Raw genomic sequence first — 18317 nt, 5'->3', positions numbered from 1 at the left:
TAACACACGTGTTGGCCCCCCGCCCTGATCACCCGGGTGGGGGGGTGCAACACCTGTGGTGTGGCCTCCATTTTGTCCGGGCGCCCGCCGACACCGGGGGGGCGGGGGGGGGGGATCCCCGCCACCGGCCCTCCTTCTGTTGCCGATCTCAGCCGTGGTGGCCGCCGTGCCCGCCTCCGCTGTGGTCGATGCCCTCCTCCAGGGTGCCGCCGAGGGTTCCGCGCAGTGCGGCGACGACGTCCTCGTGGCCCACGGCGACCCACTTACGGCCGACGAGGTAGTGACCGCCGTAGTCCTTGGCCGTGTTGATCCACTCGCGCTGGCCCCGGTCGGTGGAGAAGGTGGCGAGGACGTACTTGCCCTCGCCCTTCCCGCACAGGGCCTGGCGGATGGTGTCGGCGTCGGTCTGCATGTTCGGGTCGCACTTCGCCTCGGTGGCCAGGTGTTCCAGGCTGCCGGTGGCGGTGGGCGGCACCTGCTCCTTGTCACCGTCGCCGGTTCCGCAGCCGGCGAGGGCCAGGGCTGCGACTGCACCGGCCAGCGCGAGCATCGGTCGGGTCACCCTCATATGTTCCTCCGGATCTTGACGGTGACGACACGCCACACAGAGCCCCGCCCCGGGACCCACACCCCCCATACGTCGAATCCGCCCCCACCACTCAATCCCCCCGCCACACCCCTCCGCCGCCTCTCCACGCCCCCGCGCATCCGCGCCCGCCGCGCACACCCGCGTTCCACCGATCCGCCGATCCGCGCGCAGACGCGCCACACTCCGCACTCCGCCTATCCGCGCGCAGACGCGCCACACTCCGCCGATCCGCGCACACCCGCGTTCCACCGACCCGCCGCTCCGCGCGCAGACGCGCCACACTCCGCACTCCGCCTATCCGCGGGCAGGCGTGCCGCACTCCGCCCAGCCGCGGGCAGGCGTGCCGCAGGGCGGCACGGGTGGGCGCGACGGCACCCCGCCGGCGCCGGGCCGCGCGATGTCCCCCCGCTCAGCCGTCACCCCGGGGTGGCTGCCGGGCGGGGGTGGGGGTGCGCTCGCCCCGCTGGAGGGGGTGCCGCTGCGCCCACCCGTGCCGCCCCAGCGGCACGACTGCCCGCAGCTACGCTGGCTGCGGCGGCGGGGTGGGGTGACCATCCGTCGCTCCGCTCGTTCTGCTGGGCGTGCAGTCACAGGATGTCGTCCCGCCCTCCTCTGCCGTGGACGTCGAGCAGGCCGAGGCCGCGCTCGTCGAGCACTACCCGCGGCTCGTCCGGCTCGCCTATCTGGTGCTGCCGCCCGGCAGGGGCCGGAGCAGGCGGGTGCTCACCGCGCACGCCCTGGTCCAGCGGGCACTGCCCCGTGGCCGCGTCCCCGCCCCGCTGATCCCCGCGCAGTCGGCGGTCCGTGACGGGGGCCCCGGCTACACACTGGTCCGCCTCCAGGTGCTCCGTACGGCATTGAGGAGCGGCAGGCGCCTGCCCCCGCCCCTCCCCCAGGTATGGGGCCTGAAGCTGTTCCCCCGCTCGGGCGGCGCCGACGAACTCGCCCTGGACCAGCGCCTGTCCACCCTGTCCGGCCCGGCCCGCGCCGCCCATGCCCTGCGCGGTCTGGAACGCCTGCCGGACGGCGACGTACGCGAGGTCCTCACCGCCGCCGGCGTCACCGACGTGGACGCCGCGCTGGCGGAGGCCGACCTCCTCCCCGACCCGTACCGCCTGCTCGACTCCCCCGAGTTCGACCCCTGCTCACTGCAGGCCCGCCCGACCGACCTGCTGCGCCGCCGCCGTCATCTGAAGGCCACGCTGGTCGGCGCGGCGGCCCTGGCCGTGTGCGGGACCCTGCTCGCACTGCCCGGCGACGGCTGGGGCCCCGACGGCGCGGCAGCGCCCCCGTACGCGCGGAACCCGGCCGCACAGGCCGCACTGGACCCGGGGAGACTGACCCGGGTCTCCCCCACCGCGTGGAAGACCTCGGCCCGCACCGACTTCTCCGTGTGGCCGGCCCGCGGCGACCGCACCGGCGACCGTGCCCTGCTGCGCCGCGCCCTCGCCGTGTGGGCACGCCCCGGGGACGGCGTCCGGGTGTCGGCGACCCCGGGCACCCCGTCGGGCGGCCCCGCCGGCCCGCCACAGCTCCTCTACGCGGGGACGGTCGACACGGCACTCGTGGTGGTCCTGTACGACGGTCTGCGCATCGCCAGATACGCCGAACCCAGGGACGCCACCCGGGGCGCGGCGCTCGACTTCGCCCGCGTCGACGGCGCCGGCCGGGCCGGCTCCGGTGCGGTGGTGCTGAGCCGGGCCGACGGCAACGTCCGCTATCTGCTGGCCCCCTGGGTGCGGGAGGCGGGCGAGCGGGATCTGCGTGAACCCGGTTCGGGCGCGATGGCGCTCCCCCTCACGGACGGCGTGACCTCCCCCCTGGCCGGCCCCGCCCTGAAGCCGGGACCGTGCACGTCGTGGAACGTGCTGGAGCTGACCGACGGCACCGGCACCCGCCTGGTGACCGACCTCGGCGAACTGGTCCCGGCCCGGCTGACCGCCGGACGCCCCGGCGGGACACGGGAGGCGTCCGGGGCGAAGGCCCTGCGCACCTGGGCGCCGTACGCCTGCTCGCTGGGCGCGTTGCGTTCGGCCGGCGTGCGGAGTGTGAACGCCTGGGAGTTCGCCGGGCAGCCGTTGCCCGAGGGCAGCGGTGAGGCGGCGTGGGTGTGCACCCGGGCCGAGACCTGGCGGGGCGGCGGCGCGCGGGTGCTGGCGCAGTTCCACACACCGGGCGGACGGTTCGGAGCGGTGGCGGCGAAGGCCCAGGACGTACCGGCGTGCGGGGAGCGGGAGCCGCGCGTGCTCGCCGGGGTGCTGTGGAAGTCCGAGAACGGCCACTGGTATCTGCTGGCCGCGGGCAGCCCCGACACCAAGTCCATCCGGGCGGCCGGCGGTGTCGAGGGGTCCGCGAAGGGCCCGCTGCTGACCGTCCGCACGAGGAACGGAGTCCAGGCGGATCTCAGGGGCACACGGGAGAACGGACGGACGATCACCGGACTGCGCTGAGCCGCGTGAACACCGCCGCCCGGTCCGGACCCTTCACGGCCGGAATCGATCGGTAAGGTGTTCGTATGACGAGCGGGGAACGGCGCAGAATGGGAGTGGAGGAACGGCGGCAGCAGTTGATCGGCGTGGCCCTCGAACTGTTCAGCCGGCGCTCCCCCGACGAGGTCTCCATCGACGAGATAGCGGCGCGTGCGGGCATCTCCCGCCCGCTGGTCTATCACTACTTCCCCGGCAAACTCAGCCTCTACGAGGCCGCGTTGAGGCGTGCTGCCGATGATCTGGCGTCCCGGTTCACGGAGCCGCAGGAGGGCCCGCTGGGGTCGCGGCTGCGCCGGGTGATGGCCCGCTTCTTCGACTTCGTCGACGAGCACGGGCCGGGTTTCGCCGCCCTGATGCGCGGTGGTCCTGCGGTGTCCGCGGGCGGGGCCCGCTCCATGAGCGCGGTGTCGACCACCCACGCGCTGATCGACTCCGTACGGCAGGTCGCGTACGACCAGATGTTGTCGCACATGGGCGTGGTCGGTCCCCCTCCGGTGCGCCTCGAACTGGTCGTACGGTCCTGGATCTCGCTCGTCGAGTCGACGGCGTTGATCTGGCTGGACGGGCGGCGCATCCCGCGCGCCGAACTGGAGGCGCAGCTGGTGCAGGACTTCGCCGCGCTGGCCGCCGTGGCCGCCGCCCGCGACGAGGAACTGGCCGCGCTGCTCCGCGATCTCGTCAAGGGCGAGCCGGGCGACGGACCGTTCACCGACCTCGCCACCCGGCTCATCGCGCTGGCGTCGCCGTGAGCGCCGTGACGACGTGGGGTCTGGTCGTCGAGTCGACCGTGGGCACCGGCGAGCGCAAGCACACGGAGGCCCGGGTGGTGGCGCACGTCGAGGGGACGCGGGAGGAGGCGCTCGCGGAGCAGCCGAGCGGGACGAGGACGGGGTGCCGGTGCTGCCGTCGTGGCTGGGCCGCCGCGACCTGTCGTGAGGCCTACTCGCCCTCGGACTTCCGGTAGGACGCGTCGAGTTCGCGCACCTCGGCGAAGGCGTGCAGGGTCAGACCCCCGGCCGGCTTCACGTACTGCCGCAGCAGTTCGAGCACGGTCTCGGTGAGCCGGGCCTTGGTGTCGTCGGTGCGGCCGGGCAGCATGGCGATGTGGACATGCACATGGGCGTGTCCGTCGGTGTCCTGGCCGACGACGATGTCCTCGGTCCGCCGGAAGCGGGTCTTGCACGCCGGCTGCTTGGCGGCCGCGATCTCCACGACGGCGGTGTGCAGGTCCCGCGCGAACGCGGGCCGGTCGAAGCCGTCCGCCAGTCGCCCGGAGTAGTCGACGGTGATCTGCGGCATGAGCCCTCCTGTTCTGGTCAGGAGGGCTCACACTAGCCGCAGCCTCCTACGGGATCAGCCACCGGTGGTGAACACCGCGACCGTGCGTGCCGCGACGGTGAACGTGCCGGACCCCTTCGCGTACGACGAGGTCTTCACGACCGCGTCCCGGCCCGCCGACTGCACCGGGTGCAGGCGGTAGCCGGTGCCGGCGAGCGCGGCGACGCGCTGTTCCTGCTTCTGGGGCGTGGCGTTGAAGACCACGACCAGATCGCCGAGCTTCATGGTGATCACGCCGGGCGTCTCGTCCGTCCCGGAGAGCGGGAAGGAGAGCCGGGACTGCACCTGGGCGGCCGTGCCGAGGGAGAACGCCTTCTCCGTCGTACGAATGGACAGCAGGTCCTGGTACGCGGCCGAGGTGCCCTCGATCTGCGGGCAGCCGACCTGGACCGAGCCGAGCAGGGGCCCCGCGTAGGGCCACTTGTCCTCGTTGTCGGCGGCCGGCGGCAGACCCCGGCCGAAGCCGTTGCCGTCCGCGCAGTTCCAGTGGATGGCGTTGAACCAGTCGCCGCTGTCGTAGGAGTTGCGGTCCAGGGACTTGGAGCGCAGCAGGTCGGTGCCCGCCTGGGAGAGGGCCGGGCCCTGCGAGAGGGCGGCCGTCGCCATGGCGAGGACCTGCATCCGGGCCCGGTCTCCGGCGGACGTGTCCTTCGGCAGCTTGAAGGCGAGCGCGTCGAACAGGGACTCGTTGTCGTGCGCGTCCGCGTAGGCGAGGGCGTCGCCGGGGGCGGCCGCGTAGCCGGCGGGGGCGCCGTTGTAGTCGACCTGGGAGCCCTTGACCTCCTTGCCGCTGGTGTCGGTGAAGGTGTAGCCGGCGAGGTTGCCGCTCAGGCCCACCTTGATCAGGTCCTGGTAGTGCAGCAGGCGGGCCTTCTGCTCGGTCTCGGTGCCGTTGCTCCGCGAGGAGTTGGGGTCGGTGTAGAGGCCGGAGGCGAAGCCCTGCACGCCGGGGTCCTCGTCGAAGGGGCCGCCGCCGCGCACGGCGTCACGGGCCCGGTCGGAGAAGGTGGCGATGCCGGTGCCGGCCATGTTCTGCTGCGTGGCCTGTTCGAAGCGGGCGTCGTCGGCGATCTCGCCGAAGTTCCAGCCCTCGCCGTACAGGATGATCTTCTTGCCGTCGACGCCGTCCTTGGCGGGGGTCAGCTCGTCCAGCGCCTTCCTGACGGCGAGGATGTTGGCCTTCGGGTGGTGGCCCATGAGGTCGAAGCGGAACCCGTCGACCTTGTACTCCTTGGCCCAGGTGACGATCGAGTCGACGACCAGTTTGCCCATCATGGCGTTCTCGGTGGCCGTGTTGGCACAGCAGGTGCTGTTGGCTACCGAGCCGTCGGCGAGGAGCCGCTGGTAGTAGCCGGGCACGATGCGGTCGAGGACGGAGGTCTCGGCCTGGCCGCTCGCGGCGGTGTGGTTGTAGACGACGTCCATGACGACGCGCAGGCCGTCCTCGTTGAGCGCCTTGACCATCTCGCGGAACTCGACGGTGCGTTCGGTGCCGTCGGGGTCGGTGGCGTAGGAGCCCTCGGGGACCGTGTAGTGGTAGGGGTCGTAGCCCCAGTTGAAGGCGTCCTTGGCGGCGGCCTTCGCCACGCACTCCTGCTGCTTGTCCGAGTCGGCCGGGTAGGAGGCGAGGTCGCAGTCGACGGCTGTCTGCCCGGACTTCTTCTCGGGGATGGTGGCGATGTCGAACGCGGGCAGCAGATGCACGTACGAGGTGCCGGCCCCGGCCAGCTCGCGCAGGTGCTTGCTGCCGTCGCTGTCCTTGTCGGTGAAGGCGAGGTAGGTGCCGGGGTGCCGCGCCGTGCGGTCCGCGACGGAGAAGTCGCGGATGTGCAGCTCCTGGATCTGGGCGTCCTTGAGCGGTACGGCCCTGGGCTTGTCGTACGTCGTCCAGTCGCGGGGCTTCAGGGAGCGGTCGGCGAGGTCGACGACGAGGCTGCGCTCGGAGTCGGTGGTGAGGGCGACCGAGTAGGGGTCGGTGACCTCGTTGGTGACGATCTCGCGGGTGCCCGGCGCCCACACCGTCACCCGGTACCGGTACTCCTCGCCCTTCCAGGAGGCCGGTCCGGTGACGGACCAGACGCCGGTGGCGTCGTCGCGGTGCATGCGGACGCCGCGGCCGCCGATCTCCAGGGAGACGTTCCGCGCGGTCGGCGCCCACACGGAGAGGGTGGGCCGGCCGTGGCGGAACACGGGGCCGAGGTCCGCCTTAGCGGCAGCGGCGTAGAGGTCGTCGAGTACGCCCGCGATCTGCACGCCGGTCGCGGCGAGCACGGCGCCGCCCGCGGCGTGCTGGGTGGCGACGACCTGCCCGCGCAGGGCCTCGCGCACCCGGTCCCGGTCGCGCGGGTCGACGGACCAGGCGGTGCCGTCCTTCAGATGCGGGAACCTCGCCTTCTGGGCGTCGGTGAGGCTCGCGCCGTTCAGCCGGATCCAGCGCGCGTCCCCGCTGGTCAGCGTCCCGTCCTGCACCTTGACGGAGCCGGTGCGGGAGGCGAGGAGCTGGGTGGAGGCGGCGGCCTCGGAGCCGTCCCAGACGAGGGTGTCCCGGTCGATCCAGACGGCCTTGGAGGTGGTGAGGTCGAGGGCGGCCGCCGAGCCGGCGGGCTGCGGCAGCAGGTACTTCTCCTGGCCGTTCACCAGCCACACCTCGTGGCCGTTCGCCTTGAGGTCGAGCGACTGGTCGGTGGGGAGGTCCTTCTCGTCGCCGTTGTGGAGGATGTAGCTGAGGCTGGTGGCACCCTCGGTGAGCGGCACCTCGAAGACGGCACCGTAGGCGTCGGTCCGCACCGGCTTCAGGGGGTTCGACCAGTCGGTGGGGTTCGCGGCACCGGTCCAGGTGTGCAGGCCCCAGCCGTCGTGGTTCCCGTCGGCGCGGTGGTAGTGGAGTACGGCCTTGGTGGTGTCCTGGGCCGGGTAGTCGGGCCGCTCGGTGGTGACCGTCTCCTTGCCCTGCTCGATCCAGACCTCACCGGTCCTGGTGAGGTCGATCGTGCGGTCGGTGGAGACGTCCTTGTTCCCGTCCTTGTCGACGACGAGGAAGGCGACGTCGGAGGCACCCGGCTTCAGCTTGACGTAGGCGAAGGCGCCGTAGGCGTCGCGGCCGGTGAAGGGGTGGCCGGCCGGCCACTCGGTGGCCTCGCCGTCGGCGAGGTCGCCCCAGGCGTACAGGCTCCAGTCGTCGTAGTCGCCGTCCGTGCGCTGGTAGTGGACGATCGCGTAGTCGCGGGAGGCGGCGGTGGGCGGCTCCTCGGCCGGCGGGGTGCCGGTGGCGGAGGCGGCGAGGACGCTCGCGGTACGCCCGGTCGAGTCGATCACGACCGCCTTGTAGCGCAGGGCGGTGCCGGCGGGGACGTCCTCGCCGATGGTGTGGGTGACCTGGTAGGGGGCGTGGTCGGCGGAGCCGAGGGTGTGCCACCTGCCGTTGCCGGTCTGGGCGGCGAAGACGACCCGGTTGAGCCGGCCGCCGTCGACGTCCGCGGTGACCTCGACGGTGCCGGTGGCGCCCGTCTCGGGGGCCTTGAGGCTGATCGTGGGCTTGACGGCCGGCTTGGCGAGCGGGCCGGATGCCTTGAGGACGATCGCGGAGCCCGCCGGGACGGTGACGGTGATCTTCTTGTCGGCGTCGCTGGTCACGGAGGCGTCGGTGCCGTGGAGGCCCTTGAACGTCATCCGGGCGGAGCCGGTCGCGAAGGTGGCCTTCCGCGCCTCGCCGGAGTTGTTGAAGGCGACGACGTACTCGGTGGTGTCCTTGCCGGTGCCCGTGCGGGAGAAGGCGTAGACACCCGCCCCGTCGGCGGCGTACCGCTCCTGCTGGATGCCGTCGGTGAGGGCCGGGTGGGCCTTGCGGAGCTTCGCGAGAGCACTGATCTGCCGGTAGAGCGGTGCTCGCGTGTCGTAGCCGTCCTCGGCGTGGGTGCGGTCGGTGCCGATCAGATCGTCGTCGAGGTAGTCGGCGGTGCGGGAGGCGAACAGGGTCTGGCGGGAGTCCTTGTCGCCGCCGGCGCCGGTGAAGCCCTGCTCGTCGCCGTAGTAGACGACCGGGTTGCCGCGGCTGAGGAACATCAGCTCGTTGGCGAGCATGTCCTTCTTCAGCAGCTCCGCGTCGGACGCCTCCGGGTTGTCCTGGGTGAGGAACGTGCCGATGCGGCCCATGTCGTGGTTGCCGAGGAAGGTGACCTGCTCATAGGCGTTGGCCTTGTCGGTGGCGTACTTGTAGTCGTCACCGAAGACCGAGGCCAGCTTCCGCGCGCTGCCGCCCTGGGAGGCGTACTGCCGTGCCGCCTCCTGGAACGGGAAGTCGAGCGTGGCGTCGAGGCGGCCCTGGGTGACGTACGGGGCGGTGATGTTCGTGTCGGCGGAGTAGACCTCGCCGAACATGAAGAAGTCGTCCCGGCCCTTCCTGGCCGCGTAGGCGTCCAGGGCGGTGGCCCACTGGGTCCAGAACTCCATGTTGACGTGCTTCACGGTGTCGATCCGGAAGCCGTCGATGTCGAAGTCCCTGACCCACCGCTGGTAGATCTTCTCCATGCCGTCGACGACCTCGGGACGCTCGGTCCACAGGTCGTCGAGGCCGGAGAAGTCGCCGTACTCGGCGGACTCGCCGGCGAAGGTGGAGTCGCCCCGGTTGTGGTACATGTCCGGGTCGTTGAGCCAGGACGGGACCTTGGCACGCTTCTTCGCGGCCGGCACGACCGGGGTGCGCGGGAAGGAACCGCCGTCCACACGCGGGAACGGGCGGGAGCCGTCCGCGTGGTCGGCGTCGTCGAAGGGCTCGCCGTCCTTCGTCAGATACGGGAAGGCTCCCTTGGAGAGGTAGCCGTAGGACTTCTCCTCGTAGTCGACGACGTCGGCGGTGTGGTTGGTGATGACGTCGAAGAAGACCTTCATGCCCTTGTCGTGGGCCTTGTCGATGAGCTTCTCGAGGTCGTCGTTGGTGCCGAAGTGCGGGTCGACCTGGGTGAAGTCGGTGATCCAGTAGCCGTGGTAGCCGGCGCTCGCGTTCTCCCCCGTGCCCTGCACGGGCTGGTTCTTGAAAATGGGCGCCATCCAGATGGCGGTGGTGCCGAGCCCCTTGATGTAGTCGAGCCTCTTCGTCAGGCCCTTGAGGTCGCCGCCCTGGTAGAAGCCCTTGTCGGTGGGGTCGTAGCCGGTGGCGAGGCGTGAACCGGTCAGTCCGCCGCGGTCGTTGCCGGTGTCGCCGTTGGCGAAGCGGTCCGGCAGGACGAAGTAGAACTGCTCGCGGGTCAGATCGTGCCGTACGGGCGACGAGGCGAGCTTCGCGTCCGAGGGCGGCGCGGGCGGTGTGGCGGCGCGTGCGGCGACCGGTTGCACGAGGGCCGCGGCGAGCGCGGCCACGGTGACGGCGGCGACGCGCCCGCCCCGTGCGGTGCGGCGCCCCGGGGGCGCGGGCCAGCTGGCATTCAAGGCAGTGAACTCCTTGCGTGTACGGCTCATTCGGGTCCGACCCCACGCCACGGCACGGCCTGTTTCGGCCACGTCACCGGAGCGTCCGCGTGACCGTATCGCCGTTGAAAGCTTTACAGCAAGGGTTGTGAAAGTAACGGTAAGGACTTGCAGCCAGGCGCGGGCCGCGCCGCCGCCCCGTGAACGGCGGCGCGGCCCGCGGGTGTTCAGCAGGACGACTTGCCGGCGTACACCGCGAGGGCCGTGTGGGAGCCCAGGGTGGCGGTCAGCTGTCCGGAACCGTTCACGGTGACCGTGGTGTTGTTCTGGACGTCGCAGTACGTGCCCGCGGCGAGGGAGGTCTGGTAGGTGCGGGTCAGCGAGCCGGACTCGTGGTTGACGGCCACGAAGCCCTTGCCGCCCCGGCCGAACGCGATCGCGTCGTTGCCGTTGTCCCACCAGTTCGTCACCGACTGGCCCCGGGTCGCGTTGCGGAACGCGACCATGGACTTGATCTCCGGCCAGGCGTGCTGGCACTTCCAGCCGTTCTGCCAGCAGGCGTCGACCCGGCCGCCGTTCGGCGGTCCGGCGTCGTGGTCGGAGAACTCGTACCCGGAGTTGATGTCCGGGGCGCCGTAGGGCCAGGCCAGCATGAAGACGTTGGCCAGGGTGTAGGTGGCGTTGTCCTTGTAGGACAGCGTGCTGCCGTTGCGCTCGGTGTCGTGGTTGTCGACGAAGACGCCGGATACGGAGCCGTTCAGATAGCCCCAGCCCTCGCCGTAGTTCTTCAGATAGGCGAGGTTCTCGTTGTTGAAGACCCGCTTGAGGTCGTAGGCGTAGCGGAACTCCTGGACGTCACCGACGCCCGTGTACTCGGTGGGCTGGACGGCCTCGCCCGCGCCGTGGATGACCTCCTGCTTCCAGTACACGCCCGGATTGCTCAGCCGGGACTTGATGTTGGCGAGGTCGGCGGCCGGCATGTGCTTGGCGGCGTCGATACGGAAGCCGTCGACGCCCAGGGACAGCAGGTCGTTCATATAGCCGGCGATGGCCCCGCGGACGTAGTCCTCGCCGGTGTCCAGGTCGGCGAGGCCGACGAGTTCGCAGTTCTGGACGTTCCAGCGGTCGCCGTAGTTGTTGATCTGCGAGGTGCAGTTGTCGAAGTCGTACGAGGAGTACAGACCGGGGTAGTCGTACTTCGTGTACGACGAACCGCCCGTACCGGTGCCGCTGCCCGCGGACATGTGGTTGATGACCGTGTCGGCGACGACCTTCACGCCGGCCGCGTGACACGTGTCGACCATGTTCCTGAACGCGGTCCGGTCACCGAGCCGGCCGGCGATCTTGTAGCTGACCGGCTGGTACGAGGTCCACCACTGCGCGCCCTGTATGTGCTCGGCGGGCGGGGAGACCTGGACGTAGCCGTACCCCGCGGGGCCGAGGGTGGTGGTGCACTCACGGGCGACCGAGGCGAAGTTCCACTCGAACAGGACGGCGGTGACGTCCTTGGTGCCGGGCGGGGACGCCTCCGCCCCGGTCGGGGTCATGACAATCGAGGCGGCCGCGAGCGCGGCCACCCCGGAGAGGGTTCTGCGTGCCATGTGGGGTTCCTTCTTCATCGAAGGGTGTGGGGAAACCGCCGAAGCGGCTTGAAGCTTCTTGCAGAAAGCTTCAGCAACCTTGCGGCACCGCAGATGTTAGAGGCCCGCCACCCGAAAGGGCAGCGGGCCGTACCAACTTGAACGAAAAAAGTTGCGGGACGAACGACGTGCGGGAGGCCGGCCCCAGGGAACGGGAGGTCAGTCCTTGGTCCACCACACGGTGGTGTCGGCGGGCACCGTCGCCTCGCCGGCCGTCTGCGCCACCTCGCCGTTGGCGATCAGGACACGCCCGTACGCCGGGGTGTTGACCGGCTCCGCCGTGGTGTTGGCGACGCACACGAACTCGCCGCGCCGGAAGGCGAGGACGCCCTCGGGCGCCCGCAGCCACTCCACCGCGTCGCCCGCGCCCAGTTCGGGCCGCTCCCGGCGCAGGGCCAGTGCGGAGCGGTACAGCTCCAGGGTCGAGCCGGGCGTGCCGGTCTGCGCCTCGATGCTCAGTTCGCCCCACTCCGCGGGCTGCGGCAGCCAGCTGCCGCCGTCGCCGAAGCCGTACGAGGAGCCCTCGCGGGTCCACGGGATCGGCACCCGGCAGCCGTCGCGGAAGCCGTCCTGGCCGGCGCCCCGGAAGTACGCCGGGTCCTGGCGCACCTCGTCGGGCAGGTCGACGACATCCGGCAGGCCGAGCTCCTCGCCCTGGTAGACGTAGGCCGAACCGGGCAGCGCCAGCATCAGCAGCGTCGCCGCGCGGGCCCGGCGCAGGCCGAGTTCGCGGTCGCCCGCGAGGCGGATCTGGGTGCCGAGGCCGGCCGGGTTGGCGAAGCGGGTGGCGTGCCGGGTGACGTCGTGGTTGGACAGTACCCAGGTGGCGGGGGCGCCGACCGGGCGCATGGCGTCCAGGGTCCGGTCGATGACGGTGCGCAGTTCCTCGGCGTCCCAGTGGGTGCCCAGGTACTGGAAGTTGAACGCCTGGTGCAGCTCGTCGGGGCGCACGTAGTGGGCGGTGCGCTCGACGGTGGGGGTCCACGCCTCGGCGACGAAGATGCGCTCGCCGGAGTACTCGTCGAGGATGAGCCGCCACTGGCGGTAGATGTCGTGGACGCCGTCCTGGTCGAAGAACGGCATGACATCGTTGCCCAGCAGCTTCAGCTGGTCGTGGTCGCCGAGGTCCGGCAGGCCCTCGGCCTTCACCATGCCGTGCGCGACGTCGATACGGAAGCCGTCCACGCCCATGTCGAGCCAGAACCGCAGGATGGAGCGGAACTCGTCGCCGACGGCGGGGTGTTCCCAGTCGAAGTCGGGCTGCTCGGGCGCGAAGAGGTGCAGGTACCACTCGCCGGGGGTGCCGTCGGGCTCGGTGACACGGGTCCAGGCCGGGCCGCCGAAGATGGACTCCCAGTCGTTGGGCGGCAGTTCGCCGTTCTTCCCCTTGCCGGGGCGGAAGTGGTAGCGGTCTCGGGAGGGCGATCCGGGGCCCTCGGCGAGGGCGCGCTTGAACCACTCGTGCTGGTCGGAGGAGTGGTTCGGCACCAGGTCGACGATGATCCGCAGGCCCAGCGCGTGGGCGTCACGGATCAGCGCGTCGGCGTCCAGGAGGTTGCCGAACATGGGGTCGACGGCGCGGTAGTCGGCGACGTCGTAGCCGGCGTCGGCCTGCGGGGAGGCGTAGAAGGGGCTGAGCCACACGGCGTCCACACCGAGGTCGCGCAGATACGGCAGGCGGGAGCGGATGCCTTCCAGGTCGCCCATGCCGTCGCCGTTGCTGTCGGCGAAGCTGCGCGGGTACACCTGGTAGATCACCGCGTCCCGCCACCAGTCGCGGCGCCGGGCGACGGTGGCGACGGACGCGTCGGTCGTGGGGGTCGGGGCCGGGGCGGCGGAGTGAGGCTGGCTCATGTCGTCCTTGATACGAGTGCGGGCTGGGAAGTGAGTGGGGGCGGGGTGAGGGGGACGAGGCGGCCGCGGTGACAGCGGGGTCGGATGGCCACCGCGGCCGTCTCGGGCTCGGGGAGAGGCAAGGCCCTCCGGAAGCGCGGGGAGAGCGGCGCCCCTTCAGGGGCGCGGGGCTGTTTCGACCTGCGGCTCCGCCGCGTGAGCGCGACCGGCCACGACGGCGCGGCAGCCGCACGAGCCCCTGGCGGCTCTCACCCCTTGGTGCCGCCGGCGGTCAGGCCGGCCACCAGGTTCTTCTGCACGAGATAGAAGAACGCGGAGACCGGTATCGCGATCAGGACCGCGGTGGCGGCCATCAGATTGCGCTGCGCGTCGTGCTCACTGACGAAGCTCTGCAGTCCGACGGCGAGCGTGTACTTCTCGTCGTCCAGCATGAACGTCGTGGCGAAGGCGACCTCGCCGAACGCGGTGATGAAGCTGTAGAACGCGGCGACCGCGAGACCCGGCTTGGACAGGGGCAGGATCAGCCGCGCGAACGTGCCGAAGGGGGTCAGTCCGTCGACCCGTCCGGCCTCGTCGATCTCGAACGGGATGGTGTCGAAGTAGCCCTTCATCAGCCAGGCGCAGTACGGCACCGCCGTCGAGCAGTAGACCAGGATGAGTCCGAGATAGCTGTCGATGAGCTGCAGGTCCGACAGGATCTGGTACATCGGCACCATCAGGACGGCGACCGGGAACATCTGGGTGAGCAGCAGGACCCACATGAACTTCCTGTAGCCGGGGAAGCGCATGCGGGAGACCGCGTAGCCGGTGGTGGCGGCGACGAGGACGCCGATGACCGTGGTGCCGAGCGAGACGATCAGCGAGCTTTTCAGCCAGTCGAAGAAGTTCGTGTGCTGCAGGACGAACGCGTAGTTGTCCAGCGTCATCTTGCCCCAGATGCCGCCGGGACGCAGATAGTCGTCCTTGTCGGGGCCGAGGGACAGGAAGACCAGCCAGGCGACCGGGAACAGCGCGATCAGTCCGGCCACGGTGAGGACGCCGTGCGAGGTGAGGCGCCCCAGGGGGCTGCTCTCGCCGCGCCGGCGTACCTTGCGGGGCGGGGTGGTGTCGTCGGCAGGCCGGTCCGCCGGAGCAGTGGTGGTGACGGATGTGGTGCTCATGGGGACTCCTGCCTCAGTTCGCGAGCTGCTGCTCATTGCGGTTCAGCCAGCGGCGGTAGAAGGCGGTGAAGACGACGAGGATGGCCAGCAGCAGCATGCCGTAGGCCGCGGACTCGGCGAATTCGCGCGGCTGCTGTCCGAAGCCGAGCTGGTAGGACCAGGTGACCAGGATCTGGGCGTCCGGCGCGGTGTTGCCGAACAGCAGGAAGATGATCGCGAACTGGTTGAAGGTCCAGATGACGCCGAGCAGGACCACGGTGGAGCTGACCGAGCGCAGTCCGGGCAGGGTGACGTTGCGGAACCGCTGCCAGGCGTTGGCGCCGTCCATCTCGGCGGCCTCGTACAGGCTGGCGTCGATGGACTGCAGCCCGCCGAGCAGGGAGATCATCATGAACGGCACACCGCACCAGGTGTTGACCATGATCGCGGCGAAGCGCTGCCAGAAGGTGTCCTCGAGCCAGGCCGGCGAGGGCAGACCGAGCGAGTCCAGGGCGGTGTTGATGATGCCGGCGTCGGCGAGCATGAAGCGCCAGCCGAAGACGGTGACGAAGGTGGGCACGGCCCACGGCAGGATCAGGACCAGCCGGTAGAAGGTGCGGCCGCGGATCTTCTGGTTGAGCAGCAGGGCGAGGCCCAGGCCGATGGTGTAGTGCAGGACGACGCAGGCGGCCGTCCACACGACCGTCCAGCCGAACTTGGACCAGAAGCGGTCGTAGGCCGTCTCGCCCCACAGGATGTCGGCGTAGTTGTCGATGCCGATGAACCGGTAGGTGGCCTCGATCTCGTTGACGCCGATGGTGCGGGCCGAGTTCAGGCTGTCCGCGTCGGTGAGCGTGAGGTAGAAGCCGTACGCCAGGGGGTACAGCACGATGACGCCGAGCACCAGGACCACGGGCGCGATCATGGCGTAGGCGTACCAGTACTTCTGGTATCCGCGCTTCAGGCGGCCGGCCGGACCGGGGCGGGGCGCGCGGTCACCGCGGCGCTTGCCGGTCGCGCGGTCGATGGTGACTGTCATGGTTCGGCACCTTCTGGATGATCAACGGGTACGGCACACAGGCCGGCGGCCGCCGGACCCTCCTCTCCTGGAAGCGGGTCCGGCGGCCGGACGGGCATTACTTGCTGAAGTCCGGCACCAGCTTGGCGATCGAGGTCTCCGCGTCACCGAGACCCTTGTCCAGGGACTTCTTGCCGCTCGCGATCTGCGGCAGCTCGTCGTCCAGCGGGCCCCACAGCGAGCTGTACTCGGGCAGGGCGGGGCGCGGCTGGGCGGCGGTGAGGACCGTCTGGTAGCCGGCGATGCCCGGGTCGGCCTTGACCTGGTCGGTGTAGGCGTCGTCGCGGGTCGGGAGCGTGGAGTTCTTCAGCGCGATGGTCTCCTGCGCCTTGGCCGAGGTCATGAACTTGACGAACTTCAGCGAGGCCTTCTGGTGCGCCTCGTCGGAGCCGGCGTAGACGGAGAGGTTGTGGCCGCCGGTTGGGGCGCCGGCCGTACCGGCGGTGCCGGCCGGGACGGTGGCGATGCCGAGGTTGTTCTTGTCCTTGAACGCGGAGCCCTTGTAGAAGTTGGTGATCTCCCACGGGCCCTGGATGATCGAGGCGACCTTGCCGTTGACGAACGCGTCCTGGATGTGGGCGTAGGCGTCGGCGGTGACGTCGGCCTTGTGCAGGCCCTTGCCGTCGAAGAGGCTCTGCCAGGTGCCGTACGCCTTCTGGGCCTCCGCCGAGTTGACGGTGATCTTCTTGGCGTCGGCGTCGACCATGTCGGTGCCCTCGCCGTACAGGAAGGGCTGGGCGTAGTAGCCGGCCGTGGAGCCCCAGTAGCCGTCGACGCCGGTCTCGGCCTTGACGGTGGCGGCGGCCTTCTTCAGGTCGTCCCAGGTCTTGGGCGCCTCGACGCCGGCCTTCTCGAACAGCTCCTTGTTGTATACGAAGGCGAGGGTGTCCGTGGTGAAGGGGACGCCGTAGGTCTTGCCCTCGTACTTGGCCTGCTCGAGCAGGTTGGGCTTGATCTTGTCCTGCTCGGCGAGGGCCTCGGTGCCGTCCAGCGGCAGGAGGAAGCTGTTCTTGGCGAAGGCGGGGGTCCAGCCGACCTCGGCGCGCAGCACGTCGGGGGCGCCCTTGGTACCGGCGGCGGTGTCGAACTTGTTCTGCGCCTGGTCGAAGGGGACGTTGACGTACTTGACCTTGATGTCCTTGTTGGCGGCCTCGAACTCCTTGACCAGGGCCTGGTAGGTCGGCGCCTCGTTGGTCGCGTTGGAGGTGTCCCACCAGGTGATGGTGACCGGGCCGTCGGCCTTGTCGCCGCTGTCGCTGTCTCCGCCGCAGGCCGTCGCCGCGAGGGCGAGGGACGCCACCAGCGCGGTGGCCGCTATGCCACGCCGCATGAGGTTCTCCTTGAGGGTTTAAGCCCGTGAGTGCAGTGCGGCCCCGTCTGCCGTCCTGCTGTCGTGCCGAGGGCGCCGTTGCCGCCGCCGGGCGACGTGAACGTAACAGCGCCGGAACCTTTTCGAAAGACCTTGCAGAAAAGTTTTGCAAGCGTCGTCGAGAGTTACGCCGCCGTGACCTGAACTCGACCGTCCCGCGACCAGGGTTTCCGCCCGTACGACAGGGGATCGCACTGTTGTGCAAGACTCTGCAAGCACTTGCCATCCGTTGCCGGCGGGGGGAATCATCCCTTGCGGACGGACGCCGACCACGACGTGAGGGATCGCGATGACCCAGCAGCCCGCAGCGGGCCGTTCGACGGCGCGCACCAGGCGTCCGATCGGTGTGCAAGGGGCGAAGCGGCGGCTACAGTCCAGTCCTGTGACCACACGCCTTGCCGATATCGCTGCTCAGGCGGGGGTGAGCGAGGCAACCGTCAGCCGCGTCCTCAACGGCAAGCCGGGCGTCGCCGCCACCACCCGCCAGTCCGTGCTCGCCGCCCTCGACGTTCTCGGCTACGAGCGTCCGGTGCGGCTGCGGCAGCGCAGCGAGGGCCTGGTCGGGCTGATCACCCCGGAGCTGGAGAATCCGATCTTCCCGGCGCTGGCCCAGGTCATCGGACAGGCGCTGACCCGGCAGGGCTACACCCCGGTGCTCGCCACCCAGACCCCGGGCGGGTCGACGGAGGACGAGCTGACCGAGATGCTCGTGGACCGCGGGGTGGCCGGGATCATCTATGTCTCCGGACTGCACGCGGACACCACCGCCGACATGCAGCGCTACGAGCGGCTGCGGGCGCAGGGCGTTCCGTTCGTGCTGGTGGACGGTTTCTCGCCGAAGGTGCAGGCGCCGTTCATCTCCCCCGACGACCGGGCCGCGATGGCGCTCGCCGTCACCCATCTCGCCTCCCTCGGCCACACCCGGATCGGGCTGGCGCTCGGGCCGAAGCGGTTCGTGCCGGTACAGCGCAAGATCGAGGGCTTCGTGCGCACCGTGCAGGAGCAACTGGGGCTGAGCGCCGAGGCGGTCGAGAAGGAGCTGGTGCAGCACTCGCTGTACACGCTGGAGGGCGGGCAGGCCGCCGCGACCGCGCTGATGGACCGCGACTGCACGGCGGTGGTGTGCGCGAGCGACATGATGGCGCTGGGCGCGATACGGGCGGCGCGGCAGCGCGGCCTGGATGTGCCGAAGGACATCTCGGTGGTCGGCTTCGACGACTCCCCGCTGATCGCGTTCACCGATCCGCCGCTGACCACGGTGCGCAAGCCGGTCCCGGCGATGGGCCAGGCCGCGGTGCGCACGCTGCTGGAGGAGATCGGCGGAACGCCCGCCCCGCACAGCGAGTTCGTGTTCATGCCGGAACTGGTGGTGCGCGGCTCGACCGCCTCGGCCCCCGGGGACCGGAATCGTCCGTAGG

Annotated in this window: 12 protein-coding genes; 4 read left to right on the top strand and 8 right to left on the bottom strand. The window is 70.6% G+C overall.

The genetic code is table 11. The annotated features are described in order from the left end of the window. Positions 1-148: 148 nt before the first annotated feature. Positions 149-568 (bottom strand): hypothetical protein, encoded by a 420-nt coding sequence (locus ACGFR9_RS33740; protein ID WP_393216456.1) that lies wholly within the window; start codon positions 566-568, stop codon positions 149-151. Positions 569-1170: 602 nt separating this feature from the next. On the opposite strand from ACGFR9_RS33740, the gene ACGFR9_RS33735 reads away from it, so the two are divergent. The 3 genes from ACGFR9_RS33735 to ACGFR9_RS33725 all read left to right on the top strand — a co-directional run bounded on the left by ACGFR9_RS33735 (position 1171) and on the right by ACGFR9_RS33725 (position 4042). Then, entirely contained in the window at positions 1171-3039 is a 1869-nt protein-coding gene (locus tag ACGFR9_RS33735; protein ID WP_393216454.1) for a hypothetical protein, read from the top strand. 65 nt (positions 3040-3104) lie between these two features. Continuing rightward, on the top strand, positions 3105-3827 hold the full coding sequence (locus ACGFR9_RS33730) for a TetR/AcrR family transcriptional regulator (RefSeq protein ID WP_393216452.1): 723 nt from the start codon (positions 3105-3107) through the stop codon (positions 3825-3827). A gap of 5 nt (positions 3828-3832) precedes the next feature. Further along, entirely contained in the window at positions 3833-4042 is a 210-nt protein-coding gene (locus ACGFR9_RS33725) for a hypothetical protein (protein WP_393216460.1), read from the top strand. Here the strand turns inward: ACGFR9_RS33725 and ACGFR9_RS33720 are convergent. The 7 genes from ACGFR9_RS33720 to ACGFR9_RS33690 all read right to left on the bottom strand — a co-directional run bounded on the left by ACGFR9_RS33720 (position 4018) and on the right by ACGFR9_RS33690 (position 16860). Continuing rightward, the gene (locus tag ACGFR9_RS33720; RefSeq protein WP_393216450.1) at positions 4018-4377 is read right to left on the bottom strand and encodes a 5-carboxymethyl-2-hydroxymuconate Delta-isomerase; all 360 of its coding nucleotides are present in this window, start codon (positions 4375-4377) and stop codon (positions 4018-4020) included. The genes ACGFR9_RS33725 and ACGFR9_RS33720 overlap by 25 nt on opposite strands. 54 nt (positions 4378-4431) lie before the next feature. Further along, a complete protein-coding gene (pulA, locus tag ACGFR9_RS33715) occupies positions 4432-9870 on the bottom strand; it encodes a pullulanase-type alpha-1,6-glucosidase (protein ID WP_393216448.1) in 5439 nt (1812 codons plus the stop codon). Positions 9871-10046: 176 nt separating this feature from the next. Further along, positions 10047-11420, bottom strand: a complete 1374-nt coding sequence (locus ACGFR9_RS33710; protein WP_393216446.1) for an alpha-amylase family protein — start codon at positions 11418-11420, stop codon at positions 10047-10049. 198 nt (positions 11421-11618) lie between these two features. Continuing rightward, positions 11619-13313, bottom strand: a complete 1695-nt coding sequence (locus ACGFR9_RS33705) for a glycoside hydrolase family 13 protein (protein ID WP_393216444.1) — start codon at positions 13311-13313, stop codon at positions 11619-11621. A gap of 248 nt (positions 13314-13561) precedes the next feature. After that, entirely contained in the window at positions 13562-14473 is a 912-nt protein-coding gene (locus ACGFR9_RS33700; RefSeq protein ID WP_393216442.1) for a sugar ABC transporter permease, read from the bottom strand. 13 nt (positions 14474-14486) lie between these two features. After that, positions 14487-15491, bottom strand: coding sequence for a carbohydrate ABC transporter permease (locus ACGFR9_RS33695; protein WP_393216440.1), 1005 nt, complete (start codon positions 15489-15491; stop codon positions 14487-14489). Between the two features lie 97 nt (positions 15492-15588). Continuing rightward, a complete protein-coding gene (locus ACGFR9_RS33690) occupies positions 15589-16860 on the bottom strand; it encodes an extracellular solute-binding protein (protein ID WP_393216438.1) in 1272 nt (423 codons plus the stop codon). A gap of 421 nt (positions 16861-17281) precedes the next feature. On the opposite strand from ACGFR9_RS33690, the gene ACGFR9_RS33685 reads away from it, so the two are divergent. Further along, positions 17282-18316 (top strand): LacI family DNA-binding transcriptional regulator, encoded by a 1035-nt coding sequence (locus ACGFR9_RS33685; RefSeq protein ID WP_030222331.1) that lies wholly within the window; start codon positions 17282-17284, stop codon positions 18314-18316. Position 18317: the final 1 nt, after the last annotated feature.

The organism is Streptomyces sp. NPDC048584 (assembly GCF_043199595.1).
In the GTDB taxonomy this organism is placed as follows: Bacteria; Actinomycetota; Actinomycetes; order Streptomycetales; family Streptomycetaceae; genus Streptomyces; species Streptomyces edwardsiae.
The sequence above is the reverse complement of the archived record's forward strand: the minus strand, read 5'-3'. Positions and strand labels throughout refer to the sequence as shown.